This is a genomic window from Microbacterium sp. NPDC057944 (assembly GCF_042887445.1).
Lineage (GTDB): Bacteria > Actinomycetota > Actinomycetes > Actinomycetales > Microbacteriaceae > Microbacterium > Microbacterium natoriense.
The window spans coordinates 1,772,124-1,797,654 of record NZ_JBHVPJ010000001.1; the positions used below are offsets into that span (position 1 = coordinate 1,772,124).

At 69.8% G+C, this 25,531-nt stretch carries 22 protein-coding genes; 18 read left to right on the plus strand and 4 right to left on the minus strand.

Annotation, left to right across the window (positions count from 1 at the left end; all coding sequences use genetic code 11):
* Positions 1–2 precede the first annotated feature (2 nt).
* The 3 genes from ACFVRO_RS07985 to ACFVRO_RS07995 all read left to right on the plus strand — a co-directional run bounded on the left by ACFVRO_RS07985 (position 3) and on the right by ACFVRO_RS07995 (position 3,509).
* Positions 3–1,376 (plus strand): FAD-dependent oxidoreductase, encoded by a 1,374-nt coding sequence (locus tag ACFVRO_RS07985; protein WP_386951154.1) that lies wholly within the window; start codon positions 3–5, stop codon positions 1,374–1,376.
* Positions 1,377–1,438: 62 nt separating this feature from the next.
* On the plus strand, positions 1,439–2,470 hold the full coding sequence (locus ACFVRO_RS07990; RefSeq protein WP_386951155.1) for a hypothetical protein: 1,032 nt from the start codon (positions 1,439–1,441) through the stop codon (positions 2,468–2,470).
* Between the two features lie 28 nt (positions 2,471–2,498).
* Positions 2,499–3,509 (plus strand): alpha/beta hydrolase, encoded by a 1,011-nt coding sequence (locus tag ACFVRO_RS07995; protein ID WP_386951159.1) that lies wholly within the window; start codon positions 2,499–2,501, stop codon positions 3,507–3,509.
* Here the strand turns inward: ACFVRO_RS07995 and ACFVRO_RS08000 are convergent.
* On the minus strand, positions 3,500–4,132 hold the full coding sequence (locus ACFVRO_RS08000; RefSeq protein WP_105673752.1) for a GntR family transcriptional regulator: 633 nt from the start codon (positions 4,130–4,132) through the stop codon (positions 3,500–3,502). The two genes, ACFVRO_RS07995 and ACFVRO_RS08000, sit on opposite strands and share 10 nt — an antisense overlap.
* A gap of 413 nt (positions 4,133–4,545) precedes the next feature.
* Here ACFVRO_RS08000 and ACFVRO_RS08005 point away from each other — a divergent pair, with 413 nt between their 5' ends.
* The 3 genes from ACFVRO_RS08005 to ACFVRO_RS08015 all read left to right on the plus strand — a co-directional run bounded on the left by ACFVRO_RS08005 (position 4,546) and on the right by ACFVRO_RS08015 (position 6,878).
* A complete protein-coding gene (locus ACFVRO_RS08005) occupies positions 4,546–5,229 on the plus strand; it encodes a response regulator transcription factor (protein WP_181155862.1) in 684 nt (227 codons plus the stop codon).
* Positions 5,226–6,257, plus strand: a complete 1,032-nt coding sequence (locus ACFVRO_RS08010) for a sensor histidine kinase (protein ID WP_386951162.1) — start codon at positions 5,226–5,228, stop codon at positions 6,255–6,257. Before ACFVRO_RS08005 ends, ACFVRO_RS08010 begins: the two co-directional genes overlap by 4 nt.
* 84 nt (positions 6,258–6,341) lie before the next feature.
* Positions 6,342–6,878: a hypothetical protein gene (locus ACFVRO_RS08015; protein ID WP_386951165.1), complete on the plus strand. Its 537-nt coding sequence runs from the start codon at positions 6,342–6,344 to the stop codon at positions 6,876–6,878.
* Positions 6,879–6,959: 81 nt separating this feature from the next.
* Here the strand turns inward: ACFVRO_RS08015 and ACFVRO_RS08020 are convergent, their stop codons facing one another.
* Positions 6,960–7,448, minus strand: coding sequence for a YajQ family cyclic di-GMP-binding protein (locus ACFVRO_RS08020; RefSeq protein WP_105673738.1), 489 nt, complete (start codon positions 7,446–7,448; stop codon positions 6,960–6,962).
* 186 nt (positions 7,449–7,634) lie between these two features.
* Here ACFVRO_RS08020 and ACFVRO_RS08025 point away from each other — a divergent pair, with 186 nt between their 5' ends.
* The 3 genes from ACFVRO_RS08025 (at position 7,635) to ACFVRO_RS08035 (ending at position 11,413) form a co-directional block, all read left to right on the plus strand.
* Positions 7,635–8,849: a maltose ABC transporter substrate-binding protein gene (locus ACFVRO_RS08025; protein WP_223585975.1), complete on the plus strand. Its 1,215-nt coding sequence runs from the start codon at positions 7,635–7,637 to the stop codon at positions 8,847–8,849.
* A gap of 70 nt (positions 8,850–8,919) precedes the next feature.
* Positions 8,920–10,524: an ABC transporter permease subunit gene (locus ACFVRO_RS08030; protein WP_386951167.1), complete on the plus strand. Its 1,605-nt coding sequence runs from the start codon at positions 8,920–8,922 to the stop codon at positions 10,522–10,524.
* A gap of 1 nt (position 10,525) precedes the next feature.
* Positions 10,526–11,413, plus strand: a complete 888-nt coding sequence (locus ACFVRO_RS08035; RefSeq protein WP_105673732.1) for a sugar ABC transporter permease — start codon at positions 10,526–10,528, stop codon at positions 11,411–11,413.
* Positions 11,414–11,422: 9 nt separating this feature from the next.
* On the opposite strand, the gene ACFVRO_RS08040 is transcribed toward ACFVRO_RS08035, so the two are convergent.
* A complete protein-coding gene (locus ACFVRO_RS08040; RefSeq protein WP_386951169.1) occupies positions 11,423–12,634 on the minus strand; it encodes an ROK family transcriptional regulator in 1,212 nt (403 codons plus the stop codon).
* Positions 12,635–12,821: 187 nt separating this feature from the next.
* On the opposite strand from ACFVRO_RS08040, the gene ACFVRO_RS08045 reads away from it, so the two are divergent.
* The 9 genes from ACFVRO_RS08045 to ACFVRO_RS08085 all read left to right on the plus strand — a co-directional run bounded on the left by ACFVRO_RS08045 (position 12,822) and on the right by ACFVRO_RS08085 (position 22,120).
* Positions 12,822–15,437, plus strand: coding sequence for a chitosanase (locus tag ACFVRO_RS08045; protein ID WP_386951172.1), 2,616 nt, complete (start codon positions 12,822–12,824; stop codon positions 15,435–15,437).
* Positions 15,438–15,442: 5 nt separating this feature from the next.
* Positions 15,443–16,711, plus strand: a complete 1,269-nt coding sequence (locus ACFVRO_RS08050; RefSeq protein ID WP_386951175.1) for an MFS transporter — start codon at positions 15,443–15,445, stop codon at positions 16,709–16,711.
* Positions 16,708–17,664, plus strand: a complete 957-nt coding sequence (locus ACFVRO_RS08055; protein WP_386951178.1) for a TolB family protein — start codon at positions 16,708–16,710, stop codon at positions 17,662–17,664. The genes ACFVRO_RS08050 and ACFVRO_RS08055 overlap by 4 nt, the downstream gene beginning before the upstream one ends.
* Before the next feature lie 56 nt (positions 17,665–17,720).
* Positions 17,721–17,873 (plus strand): hypothetical protein, encoded by a 153-nt coding sequence (locus ACFVRO_RS08060; protein ID WP_181155858.1) that lies wholly within the window; start codon positions 17,721–17,723, stop codon positions 17,871–17,873.
* A gap of 114 nt (positions 17,874–17,987) precedes the next feature.
* A complete protein-coding gene (locus tag ACFVRO_RS08065; protein ID WP_105673725.1) occupies positions 17,988–18,965 on the plus strand; it encodes an ABC transporter in 978 nt (325 codons plus the stop codon).
* Positions 18,966–18,973: 8 nt separating this feature from the next.
* A complete protein-coding gene (locus ACFVRO_RS08070; RefSeq protein ID WP_386951181.1) occupies positions 18,974–19,465 on the plus strand; it encodes a hypothetical protein in 492 nt (163 codons plus the stop codon).
* Positions 19,466–19,519: 54 nt separating this feature from the next.
* Complete coding sequence (locus ACFVRO_RS08075; RefSeq protein ID WP_181155857.1) at positions 19,520–20,167, plus strand: spermidine/putrescine ABC transporter substrate-binding protein; 648 nt, start codon at positions 19,520–19,522, stop codon at positions 20,165–20,167.
* Positions 20,168–20,294: 127 nt separating this feature from the next.
* Positions 20,295–21,290: an ATP-binding cassette domain-containing protein gene (locus ACFVRO_RS08080; RefSeq protein ID WP_223585982.1), complete on the plus strand. Its 996-nt coding sequence runs from the start codon at positions 20,295–20,297 to the stop codon at positions 21,288–21,290.
* Positions 21,287–22,120 carry an ABC transporter permease gene (locus tag ACFVRO_RS08085; protein WP_386951183.1) on the plus strand — a complete coding sequence of 278 codons (834 nt, stop codon included), beginning with the start codon at positions 21,287–21,289 and terminating at the stop codon, positions 22,118–22,120. Before ACFVRO_RS08080 ends, ACFVRO_RS08085 begins: the two co-directional genes overlap by 4 nt.
* A gap of 27 nt (positions 22,121–22,147) precedes the next feature.
* Here the strand turns inward: ACFVRO_RS08085 and ACFVRO_RS08090 are convergent, their stop codons facing one another.
* Entirely contained in the window at positions 22,148–25,348 is a 3,201-nt protein-coding gene (locus ACFVRO_RS08090; protein WP_386951185.1) for an ATP-binding protein, read from the minus strand.
* Positions 25,349–25,531 lie beyond the last annotated feature (183 nt).

Below are 25,531 nucleotides of genomic sequence, written 5' to 3' on the forward strand. Positions count from 1 at the left end.
CCATGACCAAGCTCAGACTCGCCATCGTCGGTGCCGGCCCCGCGGGCATCTACGCCGCCGACATCCTGCTGAAGGCGGAGCGCAAGTTCGACGTCTCGATCGACCTGTTCGAGCAGCTCCCCGCGCCGTACGGCCTGGTCCGCTACGGCGTCGCCCCGGATCATCCCCGCATCAAGGGCATCATCACGGCGCTGCGCGATGTGCTCGACCGCGGCGACATCCGGCTGTTCGGCAACGTGCGATTCGGCGAGGACATCACGCTCGAGGATCTCAAGAAGCACTACAACGCCGTGATCTTCGCCACGGGTGCGATCCGCGACACCTCGCTCGACATCCCCGGCAGCGACGCGGTGGCGTCCTACGGCGCGGCGGACTACGTGAGCTGGTTCGACGGACACCCCGACGTGCCGCGCGAGTGGCCGCTGGACGCGGCATCCGTCGGCGTCCTCGGCAACGGCAACGTCGCGCTCGACGTCGCCCGCATGCTCGCCAAGCACGCGGAGGACCTGCTCGTCACCGAGGTCCCGGAGAACGTCTACGAGGGCCTCAAGGCCAGCGAGATCACCGACGTGCACGTGTTCGGTCGCCGCGGTCCCGCTCAGGTGAAGTTCACGCCGCTGGAGCTCCGCGAGCTCGGCGAGCTGCGCGATGTCGACATGGTCGTCTACGACGAGGACTTCGACTACGACGAGGCGTCGAAGGACGCGATCGCCAGCAACAAGCAGGTCATGGTCATCGACCGTGTGCTGCAGTCGTGGCGCAAGCGCGACTCGGTCAACAACGCCGGCGGCACGGCATCCCGCCGCCTGCACCTGCACTTCTGGGCCCGCCCCGTCGAGGTCCGCACCGACGAGAACGGCCGCGTCGCCGCTCTCGTCTACGAGCGCACCGAGCCCGACGGACAGGGCGGCGCGGTCGGCACCGGAGAGCTCCGCGAGGTCCCGATGCAGTCGCTGTACCGTGCGATCGGCTACTTCGGCTCGCCGCTGCCCGGCGTGCCGTTCGACAAGAAGCACGGCGTGATCCCGAACCGCGAGGGCCAGGTGCTCGCGAAGGACTCCAACCAGCGCGTGCCGGGCATCTACGCCACCGGCTGGATCAAGCGCGGACCCGTCGGCCTCATCGGCCACACGAAGTCCGACGCCATGGAGACCGTGCGCCACATCATCAACGACCAGGGCTCATGGTGGCAGCCGGAGGATCCGTCTGAGGAAGCGATCACGGCGCTGCTCTCCGAGCGCGGCGTGAAGTGGACGGACCTCGAGGGCTGGCACCGCCTCGACGAGCACGAGATCGCCCTGGGCGCCCCGCAGGAGCGCGCCCGCGTCAAGGTCGTGCCGCGCGACGAGATGGTGCGGGTCTCCCGGGGCGAGTGATCGTCATCGGTTCGTTGCAGGGATGCGGCGGGTCGACGGGGAGCTGAGCTTAGGGTGGCATCATGCGACTGCGCCATCTCCTCGCCATCAGCGCCGCCACGATTCTCCTCGTCTCAGGGTGTGCACCGACCCCCACGCCCGAGCCGTCGGCATCCCCCTCAGCGGCGACTCCGACGCCCACGCCGACTCCGACTCAGGCGCCGCCCGTCGAGCCGACGCCGGCGTTCACCCTGACGTGTGCCGATGTCGGCGCGGCCCTTGCGGCCGTGATCGGCGAGCCGTCAACCCCGATGCACCCGGCACTGTCCACCGTGTCGACGATGAACTGGATCCCGGGGCCCGCGCAGTACATGTTCCAGCGGGCCGGCGGCATCGCCTGCTCAGCCGGTGACGAGAGCGCGCACTGGGAGGTCGCCGTCGTCCCCGACGGTCCCGACGTCTTCGACGGTGCGCTGGAGCGAGGCGCCCCGCTGACGCCTGGTGGCGGATGTGAGTCGGGCGGATGCACCTTCGAGCTCACGGAGGGCGACGTCCACCTCTCCGCAACGATGAGAGGCCCCTGGGTCGACGCGAATGCGGCAGGGATCGAATCCGCGCTGCGGGCGCTGGTCGCCACCGCGGCGGCGAACGTCCGCGTGGTGGCACTCGCCGACAGCGACATCGTGGGAGCACGATGCGAGCGGTTCCTGACGGCCGAGGAGCTCTCCGCCCTGCTGGGGACCGAGGCGGTGCTGCAGTCCTCTTTCGGCGGGTGGGGGATTCCCGCTGAGGTGTACGAGGTCGTCAACGGTTCGACGATCTGCTATTTCCGAGGCCCAGGAGACGAGTACTCATCTCCTGCGCTGCTGCAGATCACCGGGCTGCCCGCGGGCGCGTGGGCTTTCGATCGGCAAGAGGGGACCCCCGTCGTCGTCGAGGGCGCCGACGAGGCCAAGACCAGCGCCGGTGAGCACGGCGAGACGCATCTCGACCTGAGGGTCGGTCCCGACTGGATCCGCATGACCACCTACGACGGGTCTGCGTCGAGCGATCCCCTCGCGATCGCCGTGCGGCTCGTACGCAACCTCACCGTCGGTCACCTCGCTCCGCAGTAGACGGATCGCGGTCGGCTAGCCTGGCGGCATGGCTGACTGGATTCCCGACGTCCTCGGAGAGGAGTTCGCGCAGCTGACGCTCGAACTCGGCGACGACGACGAGGGGCCGGTCGTCGCGACCCTGGTGAGAGCGCTGCCGATCGAGGCGGGGTGGTGGGAGCGGTTGCTCGGACGCCGCCGTCCGCTGGAGGACGTCGACGTGCTCTACGTGCACGGGTGGTCGGACTACTTCTTCCAGAAGCGCCTCGCGCGGTTCTGGACGGCGCGGGGTGCGCGGTTCTACGCGCTCGACCTGCGCAAGTACGGCCGCAGTCTGCGACCCGGACAGACGCCCGGATACATCACCGATCTCGCGACCTACGACGAGGACATCGCCGCCGCTCTCGACGCGATGGGTCGCGGGGCGGATGGCGCGGCATCCGCACGTCGCCTGGTGCTGTTCGGGCACTCGACGGGTGGGCTGACGCTGAGCCTGTGGGCCTCACGTCACCAGGGGAGTGCGGATGCCGTCATCCTGAACAGTCCCTGGCTGGAGTTCCAGGTGGCCTCCGTGCGCCCGCTGATCGCCCCCGTGGCGGAGCTGCAGGCGCGGTGGGCTCCCCGCGAGGTGGCTCCCCAGGTCGACCTCGGCTTCTACACCCGTGCGCAGCAGGAGGTCGCCGATCCCGACGATCCGGTCGAGGTGAACCTCGACTGGCGCCCCGTGCAGACCATGGCGGTGCACGCGGGGTGGTTCCACGCGATCCTCCGGGGGCACTCGACCGTGGCCTCCGGACTGACGATCGCGGAGCCCGTCTGCGTGCTGCTCTCGGCGCGGTCCGCGACTCCGACCAGGTGGTCGGACGATCTCACGCGGGCCGATACGGTGCTCGTCGTCGACGACATCGCCCGCGCGGCGCTGAAGCTCGGCCCGTCGGTCACCGTCGAGCGCATCGACGGCGCCCTGCACGACGTCTTCCTCTCGCGTCATGAGGCGCGCGAGGACGCGTACCGGCGTCTCGGCCGCTGGGTCAGCGGGTGGGCAGCGGCTCAGACGTAGTGCATCGCCCGGGTGAGCTGCTCGGCTCTGTCGCCGTCGGCGCTCAGCACGGCGTCGCGGAAGTCGCGGTAGACCTGCTGCATCCGCTCCTCGTCCTCCTGGGGGATCTGCCAGTCCCGGAGGTTGCGGAACAGTGCCATGCCCGTGTCCTGGATCAGCGCGCGGTGCTGAGCGTTGGCACTGCGATCGCTGAGGTAGGAGAACACCGCCCACCGCGACTCGGAGATGCTGCGCGGCTCCTGCGCCTCGTACATCTTCTCGATGAGGCCGGCCACGTGCTCGCGCTCCACCTCGGTCATGCGCGCGACGCCCATGCGCGCCGCGACGCCCGCCTGGTACCCGGCGAACTCGAGGGTCTGCGCCACGATCTCGGGTGTGACCGCGGTGACCTCCGTGTACCTGCTCGGGTACATCGTCACCAGGCCTAGGCGCTCGAGGCGCTGCAGCGCTTCACGTACCGGTGTGCGCGACACGTGGAGCTCGTCGGCGACCTCCACGTCGCGGATGCGGTGCCCCGGTGCCAGATCGCCGTTGACGATCTGCGTTGCGATGTATTGGAACACCTCTTCAGCGAGCAGCTGCTTGCTCTCGCCGATGGTGCTGTTCGAACGCTTTCCGTTCATGGATTGCCCCCAGTTGCATGTCCAGATCCCGGACGCCCCCATGATGTGCCCGGAGGGCAACTACATCACGAACTGCGGCCGGATGCCAACACTCCACGCGCAGGCGCTCGGATTACGTCTGCGCGCGGGTTTTCCCCTGATATTTCGTAAAAATCATTTCTGTGGTCGGCGGGCGTTAGGGACGCCCGCCGACCACAGGCGATGGGCATGCACGGAGCTGTCGGGTGCCCGGTCCCCACAGGGCAGGATCCGCGATCCCGAGAACGCGAATCCGAGATCGGCAGCGCGTCGTGCACGCGAACATCGTTCGTCGCTTCCGGATGCGACAGCTTCCAGTCTTGAGCAACTAAACCCGTATATCAGTATGCGATCGCTGGGATCCCTCCATAGGCGCAGCGGAGCATACTGGGAGCGTGTCGAACTCACGTGACGGTCAGCCCGTGGGGCGGGCGCGGCTGCTCTACGTCGAAGACGAGCCCGACATCGCCGAGATCGCCGTCGAGGTGCTCTCCGACGACTTCGTCGTCGATCATGCGGCAGACGGCGAGGCCGGGCTCCGGATGGTTCTCGCCCGTCGTTACGACGTGATCGTCGTCGATCGACGCCTCCCCGGCATGAGCGGCATCGAGCTGATCCGCGCCATCCGGACCGCGCGGCTGGCGACCCCTGTGCTCATGCTCACCGCGCTCGGAGCGGTCGAAGATCGCGTCTCCGGCCTCGATGCCGGAGCCGACGACTACCTCGTGAAGCCGTTCGACTTCGCCGAGCTGCGCGCGCGACTGCGTGCGCTGATCCGCGGCAGGGGCGTCGGCGACCGCAGGGAGATCGGCGACTGGCTCTTCACCCCGGTCGCCCAGGCCCTGTACTCGCCCGCGGGCGAGAGGATCCCGCTGACTTCGGCAGAGACCGAGCTCCTCGAGCTGCTCACCTCGAGCCCCGAGCACGTGTTCTCCAGGGAGGAGATCCTCGACAGCGTGTTCCCCGGTGGTGCGGCGGCGACGGTCGACGCGTATGTCCACTACGTCCGCCGCAAGTCGACCCCCGAGATCATCGACACGGTGCGCGCTCGCGGCTACCGGACGGGGACTCCCCGATGAGCGGGCGGACGGATGCCGCGATCCGTGCCGACCGCCGCAGGGTGCAGCGTGCGGCGCTCCGAGCCGGAGTGTGGGTGGCGGCGGCATCCGCCGTGGTCGTCACGCTGCTCAGCGTCGTGACGATCGCCGCGCTGTCGGCGTCGTCGCGCCCGGAGCACCCGCCGGAGGGCCCCGGTCCCGGTGGGGGACGACCGCCGGGGCGCGTGATCGAGCTCGGCACGGCGATTCCGATCGCCGTCGCCGTGGGTCTGCTCGGCATCATCGCCCTCGGCGCGACGTCCTGGTATCTCGCGCGCCGGGCGGCCCAGCCGCTGGCCGCAGCTCTCGAGGTGCAGCGCTCTTTCGTGGCCGACGCCAGCCACGAGCTGCGCACTCCGCTCACCACCCTCACCAGTCGGATCCAGCTCGCCGAGCACCGCGCCGCACGCGGGGGCGACGTCGGCGGCGCCCTCGCGGATCTGCGTCGCGATGCGGCGGTGATGGATGCCGTGCTGACCGATCTGCTGGTCACCGCGGAGTCCGCCGGCACGACCGGGGCCGATGCGCACGCCGCCGCTTCCGTCGGGGCCGCCGCGCGCGAGGCGGCCTCCGTCCTCGCCCCGCGTGCCGCGGAGGCCGACGTCTCCGTGGCGGTCGAGGTCGCGGACGGGCTCGTGGTCGCGGCGGACGCCGTCGCCCTGCAGCGAGCGCTGACGGCACTGCTCGACAACGCCCTGCGCTTCGCGCCGAGGGGCTCGACCGTCGAGGTATCGGCGGTCGTCGTGGGGCGGCGCGTCGACATCAGGGTCGTCGACCACGGCCCGGGGATCCGCGGCATCGACCCCGAGCACGTCTTCGACCGGTTCGCGCGAGCGGAGGGCGCGGGGGACAGCAGCGGACGCCGCGGTTTCGGACTCGGGCTCGCCCTGGTCCGTGACCTCGCCCACCGGTTCGGCGGCACGGTCGCGGTCGAGGAGACCTCGGCGTCTGGCACCACCTTCCTGCTCTCGCTCCCCGCAGCGACCGCCACGGATGCGCGGAAGGGCTGAGGCTTTCTGATCACCGGGCTATGAATCCGCCGGACGGGGCCGATTCTTGGTCCTGTCTTGGGGGCGGGCGGCGACAGTGGCGTCATGTCCAAGAACTCAGACAACAGCACCGGTTCATCAGGTGCGGATGCCGAGGCGTCCGCACACCTCGGCTCCGATTCCGCGGCCACATCGCCCGAGCAGGAGACCGTGCCCCTGACGCCGACGGCCTCCGCGCCGCCACCGGCGGCGTCCTACGCCCCGGCCGCAGCGGCCCCGGCGGGCGCGCCGGTCGCGGTGGCCGCTCCACCCGCGGCTCGACGCAACGGGCTCCTCATCCTCGTCGCCGTGCTCTCCGGCATCCTTCTGCTCGGCATCGGGTTCGGGGCGGGCTGGGCGATCTCCGGCGTCGCCCACTCCCACTCCCAGGGCGGCTTCGGGCCCGGCGGAGGGTCCGGCCCCGGCGAACGCCCTGGCGGGTCGGAGGACGGCCGAGGCGGTCCTGGAGGAGGCGGCTCCGGCGGACAGGGGGGTCAGCAGAACGGGCCGCGCGGCGGTTCGACGGACAACGGCGGCACCGGGTCGACGGACGGCGGCGGCACCGGGTCGACGGACGACGGCGGCACCGGCCCGAACGGCTGAATCCCGCGCACTCCCCGCGCGCATGAGAACGGCCGGATGCCGGGGCTCACCCCTCGGCATCCGGCCGGTGTCGTCTGCGCGTCAGCGGTAGTTGATGAACTGCAGGTCGAGGTCGAGGTCGGCGCCCTTGAGGAGCGCGATCACCGACTGGAGGTCGTCGCGGCTCTTGGACTGCACGCGCAGCTCGTCGCCCTGGATCTGGCTCTTGACGCCCTTGGGGCCCTCGTCGCGGATGATCTTGTTGATCTTCTTCGCGTTCTCCGAGGAGATGCCGTCCTTGAGGGAGGAGACGATGCGGAACTCCTTGCCGCTGGCGAAGGGCTCGCCCGACTCCAGGCTCTTCAGCGAGATGCCGCGCTTGATGAGCTTCGACTGGAACACGTCGAGCACGGCCTTGGCGCGCTCTTCGGTGTTCGCGATGATCAGCACCTGCTCGCCGCTCCACGCGATCGATGCTCCGGTGCCCTTGAAGTCGTAGCGCTGTTCGATCTCCTTGTGAGCCTGGTTGAGCGCGTTCTGCGCCTCCTGGTGATCCACTTTCGAGACGATGTCAAAGGAACTGTCAGCCATAGGGAGAAGTCTACCGACACCCTCATTTCCAGGGGAGTTGGAAGCGCTTTCATCTTGATCAGCGCGCAACGACACGGTCACAGGTTGGTATCGACGCACTTTTTCATTGCGGATCACGACGATCCCGGTGCATACTGTAAGCGCTTGCAGTACCGCAGGCCACAGCACTGAGAGAGGCTCACACCAATGAAGGTGAACAAGAGGAGCATCGCTGCCGTCGGCGCGATCGCCATCGTTTCGACCCTGACGCTCGCCGGTTGCTCGACCGGTACCAGCGGCGACTCGTCCAAGGGCGAAGACGCAGGCAGCACCCTGACCGTGTGGGTCGACTCCGAGCGCGTCGACGCGCTGCAGGGCGCGGCCGACTCCTACGAGGAGAAGACCGGCGTCAAGGTCAAGCTCGTCGGCAAGTCCGTCGACGACATGAAGGACGACTTCATTCAGCAGGTGCCGACGGGCAAGGGCCCCGACGTCGTCATGGGCGCGCACGACTGGCTGGGCGAGCTCTCCACCAACGGCGTCATCGCCCCGCTGGAGCTCGGCGACTCGGCATCCGACTACCTGCCCGTCGCCCTCCAGGCAGCGACCTACGACGGCACCGTCTACATGCTCCCGTACGCGGTCGAGAACATCGCCGTGCTGCGCAACGCCGACCTCGTCCCCACGGCTCCGACGAGCTTCGACGACATGCTCTCCAAGGGCACTTTCGTCGTCGAGCAGGGCGCCGAGGGCAACCCGTACCACCTCTACCCGTTCCAGACGGCGTTCGGCGCCCCGGTCTTCGGCACCGACGACTCCGGCAGCTACGACCCGACCGACCTCCAGCTCGGCAGCGAGGGCGGCTTCGCCTTCGCCGACTGGCTCGCGGCCAAGGGCAAGAACGGCACCGGCACGCTGAACACCGACATCGACGGCGAGATCGCCAAGCAGCAGTTCCTCGACGGCACCGCCGCCTTCTGGCTCACCGGCCCGTGGAACGTCGGCGCGGCTGTCGACGCCGGCATCAACGTCGCGATCGACCCCGTCCCCAGCCCCACCGGCGAGACCGCGTCGCCGTTCGCCGGCGTCAAGGGCTTCTTCGTCAGCGCCGAGTCCAAGAACAAGGTCGCGGCCAACGACTTCCTCGTCAACTACCTCGGCACCAAGGACGTCCAGCTCGAGCTCTTCAAGGCAGGCAACGTGCTGCCCGCGCTCACCGCTGCGGCCGACGAGGCGGCATCCGACCCGATCATCGCCGGCTTCCAGGCCGTCGGCGCCGACGCCGTCCCGATGCCGGCCATCCCGGCCATGGGCTCGGTGTGGCAGTTCTGGGGCGTCGCCGAGGCGGCCATCATCAACGGCGCAGACCCGAAGACGACGTGGCAGAAGCTCGTCGACGACGTGACCGCGGCCATCAAGTAAGACACACCCAGCACCATCCTGCCGGGGCGGACGTCACCGTCCGCCCCGGCAGCTCCACGACGGGGACGAGATGACAGACACTGCCGAGCCCACGGCTCCTCCGACCAAGCGCCAGCGTCAGGCCGCGAAGATCGCCGAAGCGGCGTCCACGCCGATCGGCTGGATGCTGCTGAAGATCCTGCTGCTGGCCATCGTCGACGCGATCGCGCTCTACGCGGCCTACGTGCTCTTCACGCACCAGGAATGGCTGATCCTCGGCATCGTGGTCGTGGTCGCCGTCCTCGTCAACTGGATCTACTTCTCCCGCAAGCGGATCCCCGCGAAGTACCTCACGCCCGGCATCATCTTCCTGATCATCTTCCAGGTGTTCACGCTGCTCTACACCGGGTACATCGGCTTCACGAACTACGGCACCGGTCACAACGGCACCAAGGACCAGGCGATCTCCTCGCTGCTCGCCTCCGCGCAGGAGCGCGTCGAGGACTCGCCCACCTACCCCGTGACCGTCGTCGAACAGTTCGGCACCTACGGCCTCCTGGTCACCGACCCCGACTCCGGCGATGCGCTCCTCGGCACCGCCGAGCAGCCGCTGCAGGAGGTCGACGCGGAGTTCGACGGCGACAGGGCCGTCTCGGTCGACGGCTGGACCACGCTCCCTCTCGCCAAGGTCTTCACGCTCTCGAGCGTCCTGGAGAAGCTCTCGGTGCCGTTCAGCGACGACCCCAACGACGGGAGCCTCCGGGCGCCAGACGGGCAGAAGGGGTATCTGTACGTCTCGACGCTCACGTACGACGCGGATGCCGACACCATCACCGACACCGACACCGACACGGTCTACTCCGACGTCGGCACCGGCGCGTTCACCTCCGACAGCGGCGAGGAGCTGCTCCCCGGATGGCAGACGACGGTCGGCTTCGACAACTTCGTGCGCGCCGTCGCCGACGAGTCCATCCGCGGCCCGCTGATCTCGGTCACGATCTGGACGTTCGTGTTCGCCCTCGTCTCCGTGGCGTCGACGTTCTTCCTCGGTCTTCTTCTCGCGCTCGTGTTCAACAACACCCGGATGCGGTTCCGCAACGGCTACCGGATCATCCTGATCCTCCCGTACGCGTTCCCCGCGTTCCTCTCCGCCCTGGTCTGGGCGGGCATGATGAACGAGAGCTTCGGCTTCATCAACCAGGTCATCTTCGGGGGCGCGGAGATCCCGTGGCTCACCGACCCGAACCTCGCCAAGGTGTCGGTGCTGATCGTCAACCTCTGGCTCGGCTTCCCCTACATGTTCCTCGTCTGCATGGGCGCCCTGCAGGGCATCCCCGAAGACGTGAACGAGGCGGCGGTGATGGACGGCGCGAACCCGTGGCAGGTCTTCCGGCGCATCAAGCTGCCACTGCTGCTCGTGACGGTGGCGCCGCTGCTGATCTCGTCGTTCGCGTTCAACTTCAACAACTTCAACCTGATCTACATGCTCACCAAGGGCGGTCCCCGCTTCGACGACGTGAGCATCCCGGTCGGGCACACCGACATCCTCATCTCGATGGTCTACAAGGTGGCCTTCACCGGTCAGAACCGCGACTACGGTCTGGCCTCCGCCTTCACCATCCTCATCTTCATCGTGGTGGCGACGATCTCGATCATCAGCTTCCGCAAGACCAAGGCACTCGAGGAGCTGAACTGACATGAGCACCGACATCCTCGCTCCGCGCAAGCGCAGCCTCGGCGCGTGGTTCGCCGACACCGGATGGCGCCACGTCGTCGCCATCGTGGTGAGCGCCTTCGCCCTGTTCCCGCTGCTCTACGTGTTCTCCGCATCGCTGAACCCGAAGGGCACGCTGACCGGATCCAACCAGCTGTTCTCCGCGATCGGCATCGACAGCTACGTGCGCATCCTCAGCGATCCGCAGAACCCCTACGGCCTGTGGTTCCTGAACACCCTCGTCATCGCCGTGGTTACGGGCGCATCGACCGTGTTCATCGGCGCGCTGGCGGCATATGCCTTCTCACGCATGCGATTCGCCGGGCGCCGCATCGGCCTCGTCACGATCGTCGTGGTGCAGATGTTCCCGCAGCTGCTCGCGGTCGTCGCGATCTTCCTGCTGATGTCCACGCTGGGGGACTGGTTCCCCGCGATCGGCCTGAACACGCACACCGGCCTGATCCTCGTGTACCTCGGCGGCGCTCTCGGCGTGAACACCTACCTGATGTACGGGTTCTTCAACACGCTGCCGATGGAGCTCGACGAGGCCGCGCGCATCGACGGCGCCGGGCACGCGCGCATCTTCTTCACGATGATCCTCCCGCTGGTGGCGCCGATCCTCGCGGTGGTCGCCCTGCTGTCGTTCATCGGCACGGTGAACGAGTACGTGATCGCGAGCATCATGCTCGTCGACGTCGACAAGCAGACGCTCGTCGTCGGTCTCACGAAGCTCGTCGCGAACCCCCGCTACGCGGACTGGTCGGCCTTCTCCGCCGGCGCCGTGATGGCGGCCGTGCCGGTGATGATCCTGTTCCTGTTCCTGCAGAGGTACATCGTCGGCGGCTTGACCGCCGGAGCGACCAAGGGCTGACGCGGCGGGTCAGTCGTCGTCGCCCGCAGGCTTCGACTGGCCGCCGCTCACGGTGCTCAGCACCTCGTCCTGCACCCGCTCGAGCGCAAGGCGCAGGGCGCCGTCGAGAACCGGGTTCTCGTCCAGCGCCGAGAGCAGCACGGGCGGCCGTGCGACGACGGCGGCGTGCAGATGGTGCTGCACCAGGCTGCGCAGACGCTCCCCGCCTGCAAGGGCGAAGTCGCCGGCCAGGACGATGAGGTCGGGGTCGACGATCGCGACCACCGCAGACAAGCCGAGGGCCAGTCGGCTGGCGATCTCGTCGAGGGCCGCTGACGCCGCGTCGCCGTCTGCGGCGACGGCATCCGCCACCGCCTCCACCGGCGTGGCCGCGTCGAAGCCGTGCTCCGCGAGCACGCGGCCGAGCGCGGGTGCGCCGGCGAGAGCCTGCATGCCGCTCGCGCCGAACTCGTTGGTCAGGCTGCCGACCGGCGCCCCGGGGAGCGGCAGGTCGGAGATCTCGCCCGCGCCTCCCGTGAGGCCACGGTGCACGCGTCCGCCGAACATCAGACCCATGCCGATGCCGTCCGAGACCCAGAGCACCGCGAAGCTGTCGTTCTCCGTCGCGACGCCGTGGGCGCGCTCGGCGATCGTGACGAGGTTCACGTCGTTCTCGATATCGACGGGGGCGCCGATGCGCTCCTTCAGGGCGGCGGTGAGACCGGCGCGCTGCCATCCGGGGAGGTGCGACGCGAAGCGCAGGCGGTCGGAGGTCGGGTCGATCGCTCCCTGGATGCCGATGACGACGCGGCGCAGGTCGGACGGATCCACGCCGATCGGGGCGCACGCGCCGCTGAGCGCCTCGTGCACCTGCAGGGTCGGGTCGCTGACGTCGCCCTCGGGGGTCGGCAGCGCGAACTCTCCGACCTTCCTGCCGGTGAGGTCGACCACGACGGTCGCGATGCGCTCGGGCGTCACGTCGACGGCGGCGGTGTAGGCGGCCTTCTCGTTGACGCTGAAGAGCTCGGCGGCGCGTCCGATGGCGCCGTCGCGGTTGCCCTCGCTCTTGACCAGGCCGCTGTCGCGCAGCTGCATGAGCAGGTGGGATGCCGTGGGCTTCGACACGGCGAGATGGGCGGCGATCTCGGGGCGGCTCAGCGGGCCGAGATCGAGCAGGAGCCGCAGCGCCGCGCGCGCGTTGATCGCTCTGACGACGCTGGTTCCGGTCGGGGCAGTGGGCACGGAGTCCTCGATGTTTCGTGGTCGGGTACTCCGAATCGTACAGACCTTGACGACCAATGAACGTGAGAAGAAGTAATCATCCGACCATTGCGCACGGCAGGCGACTGGGGTATAACTCTTCGTAAAGAATGTTTCCTAACTTTCTGAACCGACCCCCATCGGAGGAACCATGCGTCAACGTCGACCAATGCTCGCGCTGCTGGCAGCCGCGATCGTCATACCCCTCACCGGGCTCGTGGCGACCTCGGCGCAGGCAGCGACCCCCCTCTCGCTCCGCGACCCCGTCAAGCGGGAGATCGCGCAGGAGATCATCACCTCCGCCGAGAACTCGCACCTGAACTGGTACGACTACTACGACTACATCGAGGACATCGACGACGGCCGCGGATACACGGGTGGCATCGTGGGCTTCACCTCGGGCACGCACGACATGCTCGTGCTCGTCGAGAACTACACGAAGAAGTACCCGAACAACCCCCTCGCCAAGTACATCCCCGCTCTGCGCAACGTCGACGGCACCGAATCGCACGCCGGACTCGGCACCGCGTTCGAGACCGCCTGGAAGGCGGAGGGCAAGAAGCCCGAGTTCCAGCGGGCGCAGCGCGACGAGACCAAGGTCCAGTACTTCGACCCGTCCGTCAACCTCGCGATCTCCGACAAGCTCGGCCCGCTCGGGCAGTTCGCGTACTACGACGCGGCGGTCGTGCACGGCTTCGACGGCCTGGAGGACATCCGCACCCAGGCGAAGAAGAAGGCGACGACCCCCGCATCCGGCGGCAACGAGACCACGTATCTCAACGCCTTCCTCGACGCCCGCGTGGTCGAGATGAAGAAGGAGGCCGCGCACGAGGACGTCAGCCGCATCGAGAACGCGCAGCGCGTCTGGCTCAACGCCGGCAACCTCAACCTCAACACCCCGCTGAGCTGGTCGGTCTACGGCGACCCCTTCAGCATCCCGACCGACCCGACGCCCCGCTGGCCCAACGACGACGGCACCACGCCGACGCCGACGCCGACGCCGACGAGCACTCCGACGTCGACGCCGACGCAGAACCCCGGCACCGCGACGCTGATCTCGAAGAACAAGCCCGTGACGACGTCGTCGTCCGAGGGCTCGGGCTTCGAGGGTGCGAAGGCGGTCGACGGCAACGCGACGAGCCGCTGGTCGAGCGTCGAAGGCGTGGACCCGCAGTGGATCCGCATCGACCTGGGCGCAGGGTCCAAGGTCGACAAGGTCGTCCTGAAGTGGGAAGCCGCCTACGCGTCCAAGTACCGCGTCGAGGTCTCCACCGACGGCACCACCTGGACCACCCTCGCCACCGAGGCCGCGGGCAACGGCGGCACCGACGAGTTCACCAACCTCAACGGCACCGGCCGCTACCTGCGCATCTACGGCACCGCACGAGGAACCGCCTACGGCTACTCCCTGTTCGAGGTCGAGGCCTACACCCTCACCGGCGGCGGCACCCCCACGGCGACGCCCACGCCGACCCCGACGCCGACGCAGACATCCACTCCGACGCCGACCCCGACACCGACCAGCACGGCGAACCCGGCGGCCACCCTCATCTCGAAGAACAAGCCCGCGACGACCTCCTCGGTCGAGAGCGCGGAGTTCGACGGGGCGAAGGCGGTCGACGGCAACGCGACCAGCCGCTGGTCGAGCGTCGAAGGCGTGGACCCGCAGTGGATCCGCATCGATCTCGGTGACGGCGCGAAGGTCAACAAGGTCGTCCTGAAGTGGGAAGCCGCATACGCGTCCAAGTACCGCGTCGAGATCTCCGCCGACGGCACCACGTGGACCACCCTCGCCACCGAGGCCGCGGGCAACGGCGCCACCGACGAGTTCACCAACCTCAACGGCACCGGCCGCTACCTGCGCATCTACGGCACCGCACGCGGCACCGCCTACGGCTACTCGCTGTTCGAGGTCGAGGCCTACGGCACCGCAGGCAGCACCCCCAACCCCGGCACGGGCTTCACCGTGGTCGCCGCCGGCGACATCGCGGGCCAGGGCTGCACGACCCGGGGCAAGAAGGTGACGGGGGAGTTCCCCTCCGACTGCAAGCACTTCGAGACGTTCGACCGTGCGCAGGCGATCAACCCGGTGTTCTACATCACCCTCGGCGACATGCAGTACGACGACGCGAAGGCGAGCGATTTCTCGACCGTCTACGCCAAGTCCTGGGGCACGGTCAAGGGCAACACCTGGCCGATCCCCGGCAACCACGAGACGTACGACGACTACGACAACCTCGACCCGAAGGCCTACCGGGACTACTTCGGCAACCGTGCGACGCCCCAGGGCAAGATGTACTACAGCTACGACTACTCGAACTGGCACTTCATCGCCCTGGACTCGAACACCTTCACCGACCAGGCGCAGCTCAACTGGCTCGCGGCCGACCTCGCGTCGAACACCAAGCAGTGCGTCGTGGCGTACATGCACCACCCGGCGTTCAGCTCGGGCGATCACGGCAACGAGCCGGCGAGCCAGCCGGTGTGGAAGATGCTCGCGAACGCGAACGTCGAACTCGTGCTCAGCGGGCACGACCACGACTACGAGCGCTTCAACGCCATGAACGCCTCTGGTGCGGCATCCTCGTCGGGCACGGTCCAGATCGTCAGCGGTCTGGGCGGTCATGAGATGCGCGACTTCGGCAACACCAAGGCGAACAGCGCCAAGCGCATCAACACGGCGTACGGGGTGTCGAAGCTCGACTTCACCGACACGTCGGTCACGCACTCGTTCGTCGACATCGGCGGCACCGTGCTCGACACCAACACGATCACCTGCCACTGACGATCATGTACCTCGCCGGCAGCAAATCGCGGCAGGACGACGGAAGCACGGCGGTCCACCCTCAGGTGGGCCGCCGTGCGGCCGGAGTCGGCAGCACCGCGATCGCACTGGGGGCGGTGAGCCTGCTCACCGACCTCTCCTCCGAGATGGTCACGGCGGTCCTTCCGCTGTACCTCGTCATCGGGCTGGGCATGACCCCGCTCGCCTTCGGCTTCCTCGACGGCCTCTACAACGGCGTCACCGCCTTCGTCCGCCTTCTCGGAGGTCACATCGCCGACCGCTGGTCGCAGCACAAGCTCGTGGCGGGCATCGGCTATGCGCTGTCCGCCATCTGCAAGCCGTTCCTGCTGCTGTCGGGGACGTCGACCGTGGCGCTGTCGGCGACGCTCGCCGTCGACCGCATCGGCAAGGGCATCCGCACGGCGCCTCGTGACGCCCTGATCTCGCTCTCGGTGGACGACGCCCATCAGGGGCGCGCGTTCGGCGTGCACAGGGCGATGGACACGGCCGGCGCGCTGCTGGGCCCCCTGGCCGCCTTCGGGCTGCTGTGGATGCTGGCCGACGCCTTCGACGCCGTCTTCATCGTGAGCTTCTGCGTCGCCACGCTCGGGGTCCTCGTCCTCATCGCCTTCGTCCCTGGCCGGGGAAACGTCCCCGTCGGGGCCCCGCGCCCGACGCTGCGGGAGACGGTGAAGATTCTCGGCGATCCGGCGTTCCGTCGTCTCCTCATCGCGGCGACCATGCTCGGTCTGGCCACGATCGGCGACGGCTTCCTCTACCTGGGTCTGCAGGACCGGATGCAGCTGGATGCCGTGTTCTTCCCGCTGCTGCCGCTGGGCAGCGCGCTCGTCTATCTGACGCTCGCCGTGCCGATGGGTCGTCTCGCCGATCGGATCGGACGTCGGCTGCCGTTCCTGCTGGGAAACCTCGCCCTGCTCGGCGCCTACTCGACCCTCCTGCTCCCGATCGACGGCCCCGTGCTGCTGGTGCTCCTGCTCCTGCTGCTCGGAGTCTTCTATGCGGCGACCGACGGCGTGCTGATGGCGCTGGCCGGTCCCGGCATCCCGCGCGATCGCCGCGCCGGAGGCATGGCGCTGCTGCAGACCGGGCAGGCCACCGGTCGGCTGTTCGCCGCAGTCCTGTTCGGCGCCGCCTGGACGTTCTGGGGCGTGACGGCGGCGTTCGCCGCGGCATCCGTCGTGCTCCTGGTCGTGCTCCTGGCCGCGGCCGTGCTGATCCGCCCCGAGCGCTCTCCTGCGGAGGAGATCGCGTGACCCCGATGACGAAGCGGATCGCGCTCGTGGGGTCTGCGGCGCTGGTCCTCGCGGTCGTGGGCGTCGGCTACTCGCTGTTCGCCGTGAACCGCGACGGCGCGCCCTCGCACGCCGAGGCCGCCGTCGCTCCGGCGACCGATGCGGGGCTCTACGTGCGCGGCACCGACGGATACGTCGTGCAGCAGGACGGACAGGACAGGAGCGGCACCGGTCTGGAGTGCAGCCGGTTCTACGCGGCCGCTGATACCGCCGTGTGCGTGAGCATCGAGGGCAGCCTGAAGCCGACGACCACCGTGTCGGTGAGGGATGCCGACCTCACGGAGGAGCAGACCTTCACCTACAGCGGGGTGCCCTCGCGCGCACGGGTATCGCCATCGGGGCGAATGGTCGCGTGGACGGTGTTCGTGACGGGCGACAACTATGCCGGGACGAACTTCTCCACCAGGACCGGGATGTACGACCGCGAGAAGGACTTCCTCGTCGACTCGATCGAGGGGCTCCAGCTCTTCATCGACGGGCAGCGCGTGCACCGCGTCGACGCGAACTACTGGGGAGTGACCTTCACCGACGACGACAACACCTTCTACGCCACGGTCTCGACCGGCGGCAAGACCTACCTCGTCCAGGGCGACTACGAGAAGTGGACCGCGCACACCGTACGTGAGAACCTCGAGTGCCCCTCGCTGTCTCCCGACGGGACGCGACTGGTGTTCAAGAAGCGCGTGAACGACAGCGTCGACGACCCGTGGCGGCTGTACGTCCTCGATCTGGCGACCATGGAGGAGGAGCCGCTCGCCGAGGACCGCAACGTCGACGATCAGGCCGCCTGGCTCGACGACGAGACGGTCGCCTATGCGGTCGGCGACGACGTCTGGTCCGTGCCGGCCGACGGCAGCGGGAAGCCCGTGCGCATCGCCGAGAACGCGTCGTCGCCGGTGATGGTGAGCCGCTGATCGTGATGTCGGCGTTGCGCCGCTCACCGGCGCATCAGCGGTCGTAGCGTGGAGTCATGGCGAAAGTGGGGGGGCGCAACCTGGCGATCAGCTGGATCGCCGGGCTCCTGTGCACCGGGGTGATCGCCGTGCTCGTGTGGTTCGCGATCCCGATCGTCCCGGCGATGGCCTCGTTCGTCGGCGACAGCCTCCGCAGCGTCCTGCCCTGAGGCTCTGTCCGGTACCGCGGAACCCCGGGTCGGCGACACGTCGGCACGCCTCCGGCAGCGCGTGAACACGCGGAGGTACCCTCGCACTGACCACATCCTATGAGAGGCGCCCCCATGAGTGACCCCGAGGTTCCCCGGCCCGAGCAGCCGAACGACGTCGATGACGTCGTCGACAGCGCGAACGCCGGTCTCGACGCCGCCGCAGCAGCGGGTGCGGATGTCCCCGGAGCGGCGTCCGACGCCGCGGAGACGACGGATGCCGCGGCCGACGCCGCCCCCGTCGCCGACCCCGATCTCGCCGCCTTCGAAGAGGCAGAGCGCGACCACCCCGGAACGTTCTCCACTCCTGCGCTGAACGACGTCTACGCCGCCGACGCGGACGAGACCGCGGTGTACACCGCGCCCGTCGCGCACGAGGAGTCGACGATCGCCGATTCCGCCTACGCGTCTGCGGACGACACCGAGACGCGCATCGTTCCGTCAGAGCCCGTGCTCGCCGAGGCGCCGGTCGTCGCCGCCTTCGCGCAGCAGCCCATCTTCGTGCAGGCCCCGGAGCCGCCCCGTGAGCGGGGCAACCGCGGCACGGCCGGCGCGATCGGCCTGCTCGCTACCCTCGCCTTCGCGATTCTCTACCTCGGGGCCACTCTGGGGCTCGGCGCGCTCTCCGGAGACGTCACGGGGAAGAACATCGGCGAGGCCGCCCTCGCCCCGCTGACGACCTTCGGCTTCTGGATCCCCGTGGTGGTCTTCTTCCTCGGCTTCTGGCTGCTGGGAGCGATCATCAACCGCGGTCGCTGGGGCCGCTGGGTGATCTTCGGCATCATCGTCGGCGCGATCGCGTACGGCGGGCACATCCTCGGCCAGCTCGTCGAGGAGCCGTTCTGGCGCCTCACGGCCTCGGAGGGCGCGGAGTTCGTCAACGGCCAGCTCCTGACCCCGCTGGCGATCGCCGCCTTCGTGTTCGCACGCGAGCTGACCATCTGGTTCGGCGCCTGGGTCGCCCGCAGCGGCGCCCGCAAGACCGAGCTCAACGCCGAGGCGCAGCGCGAGTACGAGCGCACGCTCGAGGCGGGGCCGACGCTCTCCCGCTAGGACACGAGATGTCATCGTCAGACCCCCGCAGGCCTCCGTCTGCGGGGGTCTCGGCCGTTCTGGCCCTGGTCATGGCCGTGATCAGCTTCTTCGCGCTCGCCGTGTTCGGGCTCGGGGCGCTGAGCATCACGACGGATGCCGACATCATCTCCATCCGGGGCCTCGGCCAGGCACCCGGAGCGGTGGGGATGCTGTTCGGCGTGATCGCGTTCGCCGCGACCCTCGGCCTCGCGCTGCGGGCGCGGCATCCGTCCTTCCTCTCCGTGCCCGTGGTCGCTCTGAGCACCGCTCTCATCCACCTGCTCGCGGTGTGGGTCGCCGTGCTCCTCTCGACGAGCGATCTGATCGTCGCGACGGCGGTCGTCGGCGATCTGGTGCGCGGCGGCCCGAGCCTCGTGCTCCTCGCCGCCGCGGCCGTGGCCGCATGGGGTGGCATCGCCCTGCGGCGCACGAGGGCGCAGCATCCGCACTGGCCGTGGGAGGGCGACGACGCCGAGTGACGCCACGGCCCGCGAATCTGGTCCGACACGCCCGGCGCGCCGTACGCTTGTGGTGTGGAGCGCTCGCTGGAGACGCAGGTGGACCAGGCCGTCGAGGCCTGGTTGCGCTGGGTGCCGCGCTGGGAGCCGGCCACCCACCGCGGACGCGTCGCGCCCTGTCGCCGGTGCCTCGGATCGCCGGTGCTCTCCGCCGCCGGGATCGCGGCGAACGCCCCGCACGGCGTGCAGCACGGCCTCTCCACCCGCATCAAGGCGATCGTCGATGCGGCGGTGGCCGAGTACACGGCACGCAACCTCCCGATGCTGCAGCGCGAGCTCGACCAGCAGTCCGCACGCAACAGGGCCCGCAGCTACCGGCCGTCGGAGGACCTCGATCCGGAGTTCGACGGGCTGCCGCTCGACCCGGAGCCCGTGCCCGGTGCGCCGTTCCTGTTCACGATCGCCGGCATGGCCGATGACGCCGCCGAGGAGCTCCCTCCGCTGCCGCCGCTGAGCGACGAGGCCAAGGCCGCCCTCCGGCAGGAGGTGTCGCTGGCCGACGAGTACGCGAACATGGTCGGGCGGGAGATCTGCGGCATGCTCCTGCGCCACCGCCTGCACATCCAGGCCGCGATCTCTCAACACGTCGAGCCGCAGATCGAGGCGATGCTCGCCGAGCTCACGCAGTCGCTGGACTCGCCCTTCGGCCCCGACACCGTCTGACCGCGGCCGGTCGGCGGAGCGCGTCGGCATCGCCGACGCCGCACCGGGACGAGCGTCGACAGTGCGCGACAGCGGACGACAGCGACGCGACAGCGCCCTGAAAGCGGGCGAGCGGATGCTGTCTCCCATGACAGAACGCAGCGCAGACTGGGCCGTCGAGGCCGATGGACTCGTGAAGGTGTTCGGGCAGAACCGCGCGGTCGACGGCGTCGACCTCCGCGTGAAGACCGGCACCGTCTACGGAGTCCTCGGCCCGAACGGCGCCGGCAAGACCACCACCATCAACATGCTCGCGACCCTCATGCGTCCGGACGGCGGATCGGGTCGGATCTTCGGCTACGACGTCGTGCGCGACCCGCAGATCGTCCGCCAGCTCATCGGCGTCACGGGGCAGTTCGCGTCCGTCGACGAGACACTCTCCGCCACCGAGAACCTCATGATCTTCGCCCGTCTGCTCGGCCTCGGCCGCAGCGAGGCGAAGACCAAGCAGGAGGAGCTGCTGGAGCGCTTCGGACTCGCCGAGGCCGCCCGTCGTCCGCTCAAGGACTTCTCCGGCGGCATGCGCCGGCGCCTCGACCTCGCGGCATCCCTCATCGCCCAGCCCCCGCTGATCTTCCTCGACGAGCCGACGACCGGTCTCGACCCCCGCACCCGCGGTCAGATGTGGGACACGATCCGCGAGCTCGTCGCGACCGGATCGACCGTCCTGCTCACGACCCAGTACCTCGACGAGGCCGACCAGCTCGCCGACCGCATCGCCGTCATCGACCACGGCAAGGTGGTGGCCGAGGGCACCGCCGACGAGCTCAAGGCGTCCGTGGGCACGTCGAGCCTGCAGCTGCGGCTCACCGACCCCGCCGACACGGCGGACGCGCTGACCGCGATCGAGAGGATCCTCGGGGTCCGCGGCACGCTGTCGCCCGAGGCCGCTCGCCTCACGGCTCCGATGGCCGATGCGAACCGCGTCGCCGACCTGCTCATCACCCTTCGCGAGAGCGGCATCGGCGTCACGGAGCTGAGCGTGCAGAAGCCGACGCTCGACGAGGTGTTCCTCACCATCACCGGTCGCCCGGCGACCGCAGACGAAGACGCAGACACGCAGAAGGAAGAGGTGCACGCATGAGCGCCACCGCCGTCGCGCCCGCCCGCATGATCGTGCCGGCATCCGAGCGCCGCCTGAAGAACCGCACGAGTCTCGGTCAGACCGTGCAGAACACCCTCACGATGGCCTACCGCGGTCTCGTGAAGATCCGCCGCACGCCGGAGCAGCTCTTCGACGTGACGCTCCAGCCGATCATCTTCACGCTGATGTTCACCTACATCTTCGGCGGGGCGATCTCGGGCGACGTCGCGTCCTACCTGCCGGTGATCATCCCCGGCATCCTCGTGCAGACCGTGATCACCACGTCCGTGGTGACGGGCACGCAGCTGCGCGAGGACATGGACAAGGGCGTGTTCGACCGGTTCCGGTCCCTGCCGATCGCCCGCATCGCGCCGCTGTCGGGTGCTCTGCTCGCCGACACCCTCCGCTACGCGATCGCGACGACGCTGACCTTCACGATGGGCTACATCATGGGCCTGCGTCCGGAGGGCGGCATCGGCGCGGTGATCGTGGCCGGCCTCCTCGTGATCGGCTGCTCGTGGGCGATCAGCTGGATCTTCGCCTTCTTCGGAGTGATCGCGCGCACCGCATCGAGCGTGCAGGGCATCTCGATGCTCGTGCTGTTCCCGCTGACGTTCCTGTCCAACGCCTTCGTCCCGGTGGACACCATGCCCGACTGGCTGCAGGGGTTCGTGAACATCAACCCCGTGTCGCACCTGGTGACCGCGGTGCGGGAGATCATCAACAACGGCGTCTTCGGCGCCGACGCCTGGATCTCGATCCTCGGCGCCGCGGTGATCGTCGCGATCTTCGCTCCGCTCACGGTGCGCGCGTACATGCGCAAGGCCTGACCCGGATCCGGACGGCCCCGTGCGGACTCAGTCCGTGCGGGGCTTCTCCAGCATCCGCAGGGCGCGCTCGGCGAGCTCGTCCGATGCGAGGGCGGAGGCCTCGGCGCGTGCCGCCGCGACCGCCTCCGCGCCCGTGACCTCTGCGGCGCGGGCGAACAGGGTCGCGAGGCTCAGACTCGGCAGGTCCTGTCGGGCGCCGAGCCGCTCGGCCAGGGCCAGCGCGGCCAGCCCTCGATCCCGCTCCGGTGCGCTCGTGAGCGCCCAGGCCGCCCACCCCGCGAGCACGGTGCCCAGCACGGGGCGGTCGACGTAGACCGGGTTCATGCGGTGCAGCGCCCGCATCCGCGTGCGAAGCCGGGCCGCCCAGCGCGCGACGTCGGCGGGCGGCAGCAGCCCGTCGGAGGCGGATGCCGCGATCAGGCTCGCGACGAGCAGCAGGTACCAGGGGTTCGCGCGCTGGGAGCCGTGGGCGAAGGCGTCGAGGGAGCGCTGGTAGTCGGCGACGGCGCGGTCGCGCTCACCGCGGGCGCGTGCCACCTCCGCGAGCCCGAACCAGCCGAGCGCGGCGTACTCGAGGCCCTGCTGCGTGAGCTCGCCGGTGCGCGAGAGGTCGTCGAAGAAGCCTTCGGCCTCGTCGATGCGCCCGAGGCCGAGCAGAGCGATGCCGCGCGTCCAGTCCTGCTGGACCCGCTCCTCGGCCGCGTCGAAGTCCTCCGCGGCGCGCTTCGCCCTGTCGAGCCAGGCGAGCGCGTCGGCGGGCCGGCCCGACTGCCCGGCGATCTGGGCGGACGAGCTCGCGGCGAGCGTGGCGATCCAGCGATCGCCGGTCTGCTCGGCCAGCTCCCATGCGCGCTGCGCCGAGCGGGCGGCGCCCTCGGCGTCGCCCATGTTCTCGGCCGTCTGCGACGTCATGAACTCGCCGATGAGCCGTGCGGAGGGCTCGCTCGATCGGCGCAGCTCCTCCAGCGCCTGCATCATCCTCTCCGGCCGGGCGATCTGCACGGCCACCGAGGTGAGCGCGGCCCACCCGGGGCTCAGGACGACGGTGGGGGAGCGGTGCAGTCGGCGCAGCCTGCTGAACGCGCGCAGGCCGCGGGGGTCCTCGCCGAGCAGCGACATCAGCGCGCAGGGCAGGAGCACGCTGACGAGCACGTCGTGCGGCACCGCATGGTCGTCGAGGCGGTCGATCGCCGCGATCATCGCCGCGGCGAATCCGGTGAACTCGGTGAAGGAGCCGCGCACGACCCACGACGTCGCGAGCGTCGCGAAGATCCGCACGGCCTCGGCGGAGCGGTTCCCGTCGAGTGCGTGACGCAGCGCGGCGACGAGGTTGTCGTTCTCCGCGCTCAGTTCGCGCAGCGCCTCGGCCGTCGCGGGGGAGTGGGCACCCAGCAGGCTGGCGCCCGGCATCCGCGAGTAGGCGCTCGCCCAGGAGAGCACGGCATCCCAGGCGGTGTCCTCCGCACCGGAGGATGCGAGCCTGGCGAGCCCGAACTCGCGCACGGTCTCCAGCATCCGGAACCGCAGGTCCGCGCCGTTGCCCGCCTCCGCGACGACGAGCAGCGACTGAGCGACCAGACGGTCGAGGAGGTCGTCGACGACGGGCTCGTCGAGCACGGCGGATGCCGTCGCCGCGGAGAATCCCGCAGGGAGGAGGGACAACCTCGTCAGCGCGGTGCGCGAGTCGTCGTCGAGCAGATCCCAGCTCCACTCGATGACCGCCTGCAGCGTGCGGTGGCGCTCGGGGGCCGCGCGATCGCCGCCGGTGAGCAGGGCGAAGCGGTTCTCCAGCCTGGCTTCGATCTGCTCGGCGGTCATGGTGCGCACACGGGCGGCCGCCAGCTCGATCGCCAGGGGGAGGCCGTCGAGGCGCACGCACAGTCGCGCGACGGCATCCGTGTTCAGCCGGGCGTCGGGCCGCACGGCGCGCGCCCGCTGCAGGAAGAGCCGCACCGCCGGTCCCTCACCGTCATCGGCGCTGAGGGAGGTCAGCGGGTAGACCGCCTCGGCCGCGATCGCCACGGGAGTGCGGCTGGTCGTGAGGATGCGCAGGGTCGGCGCGGACGCGAGCAGCTCCGTCGCCCAGCGCGCCGTCGCATCGATGATCTGCTCGCAGTTGTCGAGCACCAGCAGCGTCGGGCGCTCGGTGAGCAGCGCGACGATGCGGGTCCGCAGATCGGGCTGGGCGCGCGCTTCGGAGAGACGGCCGCCGGTCGACGCCTCGCTGATGCCGAGGGCCGCGCCGATCGCCGGTTCGAGGTCGGCGTCGGCGCGGATGCTGGCGAGGGCGATCACCGCGACGACCGGGGCGTCGGAGGCGGCCGCGACCGCCTGGGCGAGCCGGGTCTTGCCCAGGCCTCCCGCCCCGAGGATCGTCACGAGGCGCGAGCGCACCAGCAGGTCGCCGATCCCCGCCACGTCGCCTTCGCGGCCGATGAGCTCGTTGGGCGCAGCCCGCAGACCGATGCGGATCGGCGCGGGGGAGCCACCGGTCTCGCCACGGAGGATCCGCGCGTTGAGGGCGGTCGTGGTCTCACCGGGAGAGGTGCCGAGGTCGTCGCGCAGGCGCGTGCGCAGCGCGGCGAACACCGCGAGCGCCTCCTGCGGTCGACCGGAGTCGGCGAGGGCCGTCATCAGCTGCGCGTGCACGTCCTCGTCGTAGGGCTGCGCGGTCGCGATCTCGGTGAGCTGCGGAACGGCCTCCGCGGCGCGGCCGAGGGCGATGAGCGAGCGCGAGCGCGCGGACCGCAGTCGCCGGTGCAGCGCATCGGACGCCTCGGCGAGGTCGGCGGCCACGGGGGAGAGCCCGAGGTCGGCGCCGGCGTCTCCCCGCCACAGGGCGAGGGCGTCGTCGAGCAGGGCGAGGCGAGCGGGATCGCCGTCGGGCAGGCGGAGCGCCTCGGCATCCGCCGACCGCGCGATCGTGAGGTCGCAGGAGCCCTGATCGCCGAGCGCATAGCCGATCGCGTCGCTGCGGATCACGTCGGCTCCGCCCGATGCGCGCAGGCGGGAGACGAGCGTCTGCAGCGCGCCGCGCGGATTCGCCGGCTGCTCGTCGCCCCAGACGTCGGCGGAGAGCGCCTCGATGCTGCGGGAGGCCCCGGCGCTCAGCGCCAGGGATGCGAGGAGGGCGCGGGAGGTCGCGCCGGGGATCTCGACCGGGGATCCGTCCGCTGCCGCGACCGTCACGGGGCCGAGCACGGCGACCCGGGGAGCGTGCTGCGTCACCTCGCCAGCATAGGCCGCGCGCGCCGCTCCGCGCGGTCCGTCGACAGGGAGGCGCGCCCTGGGTGCGCTCGCCGGTCCCGGAGGCGACGCCGCCCCGCATCGCGGAGGGGATCCCCGGAGCCGGATCCTGCGCATCCCCTGGGAGAAGCGCGGTGCGAGTGGAGCGCCGGGTCGGCGATAGCT

What these genes read in the sequence shown, in the direction of transcription:
- ACFVRO_RS08030 (WP_386951167.1), top strand. Translation starts at nt 8,920, where the DNA reads ATGACAGACACTGCCGAGCCCACGGCTCCTCCGACCAAGCGCCAGCGT.
- ACFVRO_RS07985 (WP_386951154.1), top strand. Translation starts at nt 3, where the DNA reads ATGACCAAGCTCAGACTCGCCATCGTCGGTGCCGGCCCCGCGGGCATC.
- ACFVRO_RS08085 (WP_386951183.1), top strand. Translation starts at nt 21,287, where the DNA reads ATGAGCGCCACCGCCGTCGCGCCCGCCCGCATGATCGTGCCGGCATCC.
- ACFVRO_RS08050 (WP_386951175.1), top strand. Translation starts at nt 15,443, where the DNA reads ATGTACCTCGCCGGCAGCAAATCGCGGCAGGACGACGGAAGCACGGCG.
- ACFVRO_RS08080 (WP_223585982.1), top strand. Translation starts at nt 20,295, where the DNA reads ATGACAGAACGCAGCGCAGACTGGGCCGTCGAGGCCGATGGACTCGTG.
- ACFVRO_RS08010 (WP_386951162.1), top strand. Translation starts at nt 5,226, where the DNA reads ATGAGCGGGCGGACGGATGCCGCGATCCGTGCCGACCGCCGCAGGGTG.
- ACFVRO_RS07990 (WP_386951155.1), top strand. Translation starts at nt 1,439, where the DNA reads ATGCGACTGCGCCATCTCCTCGCCATCAGCGCCGCCACGATTCTCCTC.
- ACFVRO_RS08020 (WP_105673738.1), bottom strand. Translation starts at nt 7,448, where the DNA reads ATGGCTGACAGTTCCTTTGACATCGTCTCGAAAGTGGATCACCAGGAG.
- ACFVRO_RS08035 (WP_105673732.1), top strand. Translation starts at nt 10,526, where the DNA reads ATGAGCACCGACATCCTCGCTCCGCGCAAGCGCAGCCTCGGCGCGTGG.
- ACFVRO_RS08045 (WP_386951172.1), top strand. Translation starts at nt 12,822, where the DNA reads ATGCTCGCGCTGCTGGCAGCCGCGATCGTCATACCCCTCACCGGGCTC.
- ACFVRO_RS08065 (WP_105673725.1), top strand. Translation starts at nt 17,988, where the DNA reads ATGAGTGACCCCGAGGTTCCCCGGCCCGAGCAGCCGAACGACGTCGAT.
- ACFVRO_RS07995 (WP_386951159.1), top strand. Translation starts at nt 2,499, where the DNA reads ATGGCTGACTGGATTCCCGACGTCCTCGGAGAGGAGTTCGCGCAGCTG.
- ACFVRO_RS08000 (WP_105673752.1), bottom strand. Translation starts at nt 4,132, where the DNA reads ATGAACGGAAAGCGTTCGAACAGCACCATCGGCGAGAGCAAGCAGCTG.
- ACFVRO_RS08015 (WP_386951165.1), top strand. Translation starts at nt 6,342, where the DNA reads ATGTCCAAGAACTCAGACAACAGCACCGGTTCATCAGGTGCGGATGCC.
- ACFVRO_RS08025 (WP_223585975.1), top strand. Translation starts at nt 7,635, where the DNA reads ATGAAGGTGAACAAGAGGAGCATCGCTGCCGTCGGCGCGATCGCCATC.
- ACFVRO_RS08060 (WP_181155858.1), top strand. Translation starts at nt 17,721, where the DNA reads ATGGCGAAAGTGGGGGGGCGCAACCTGGCGATCAGCTGGATCGCCGGG.
- ACFVRO_RS08070 (WP_386951181.1), top strand. Translation starts at nt 18,974, where the DNA reads ATGTCATCGTCAGACCCCCGCAGGCCTCCGTCTGCGGGGGTCTCGGCC.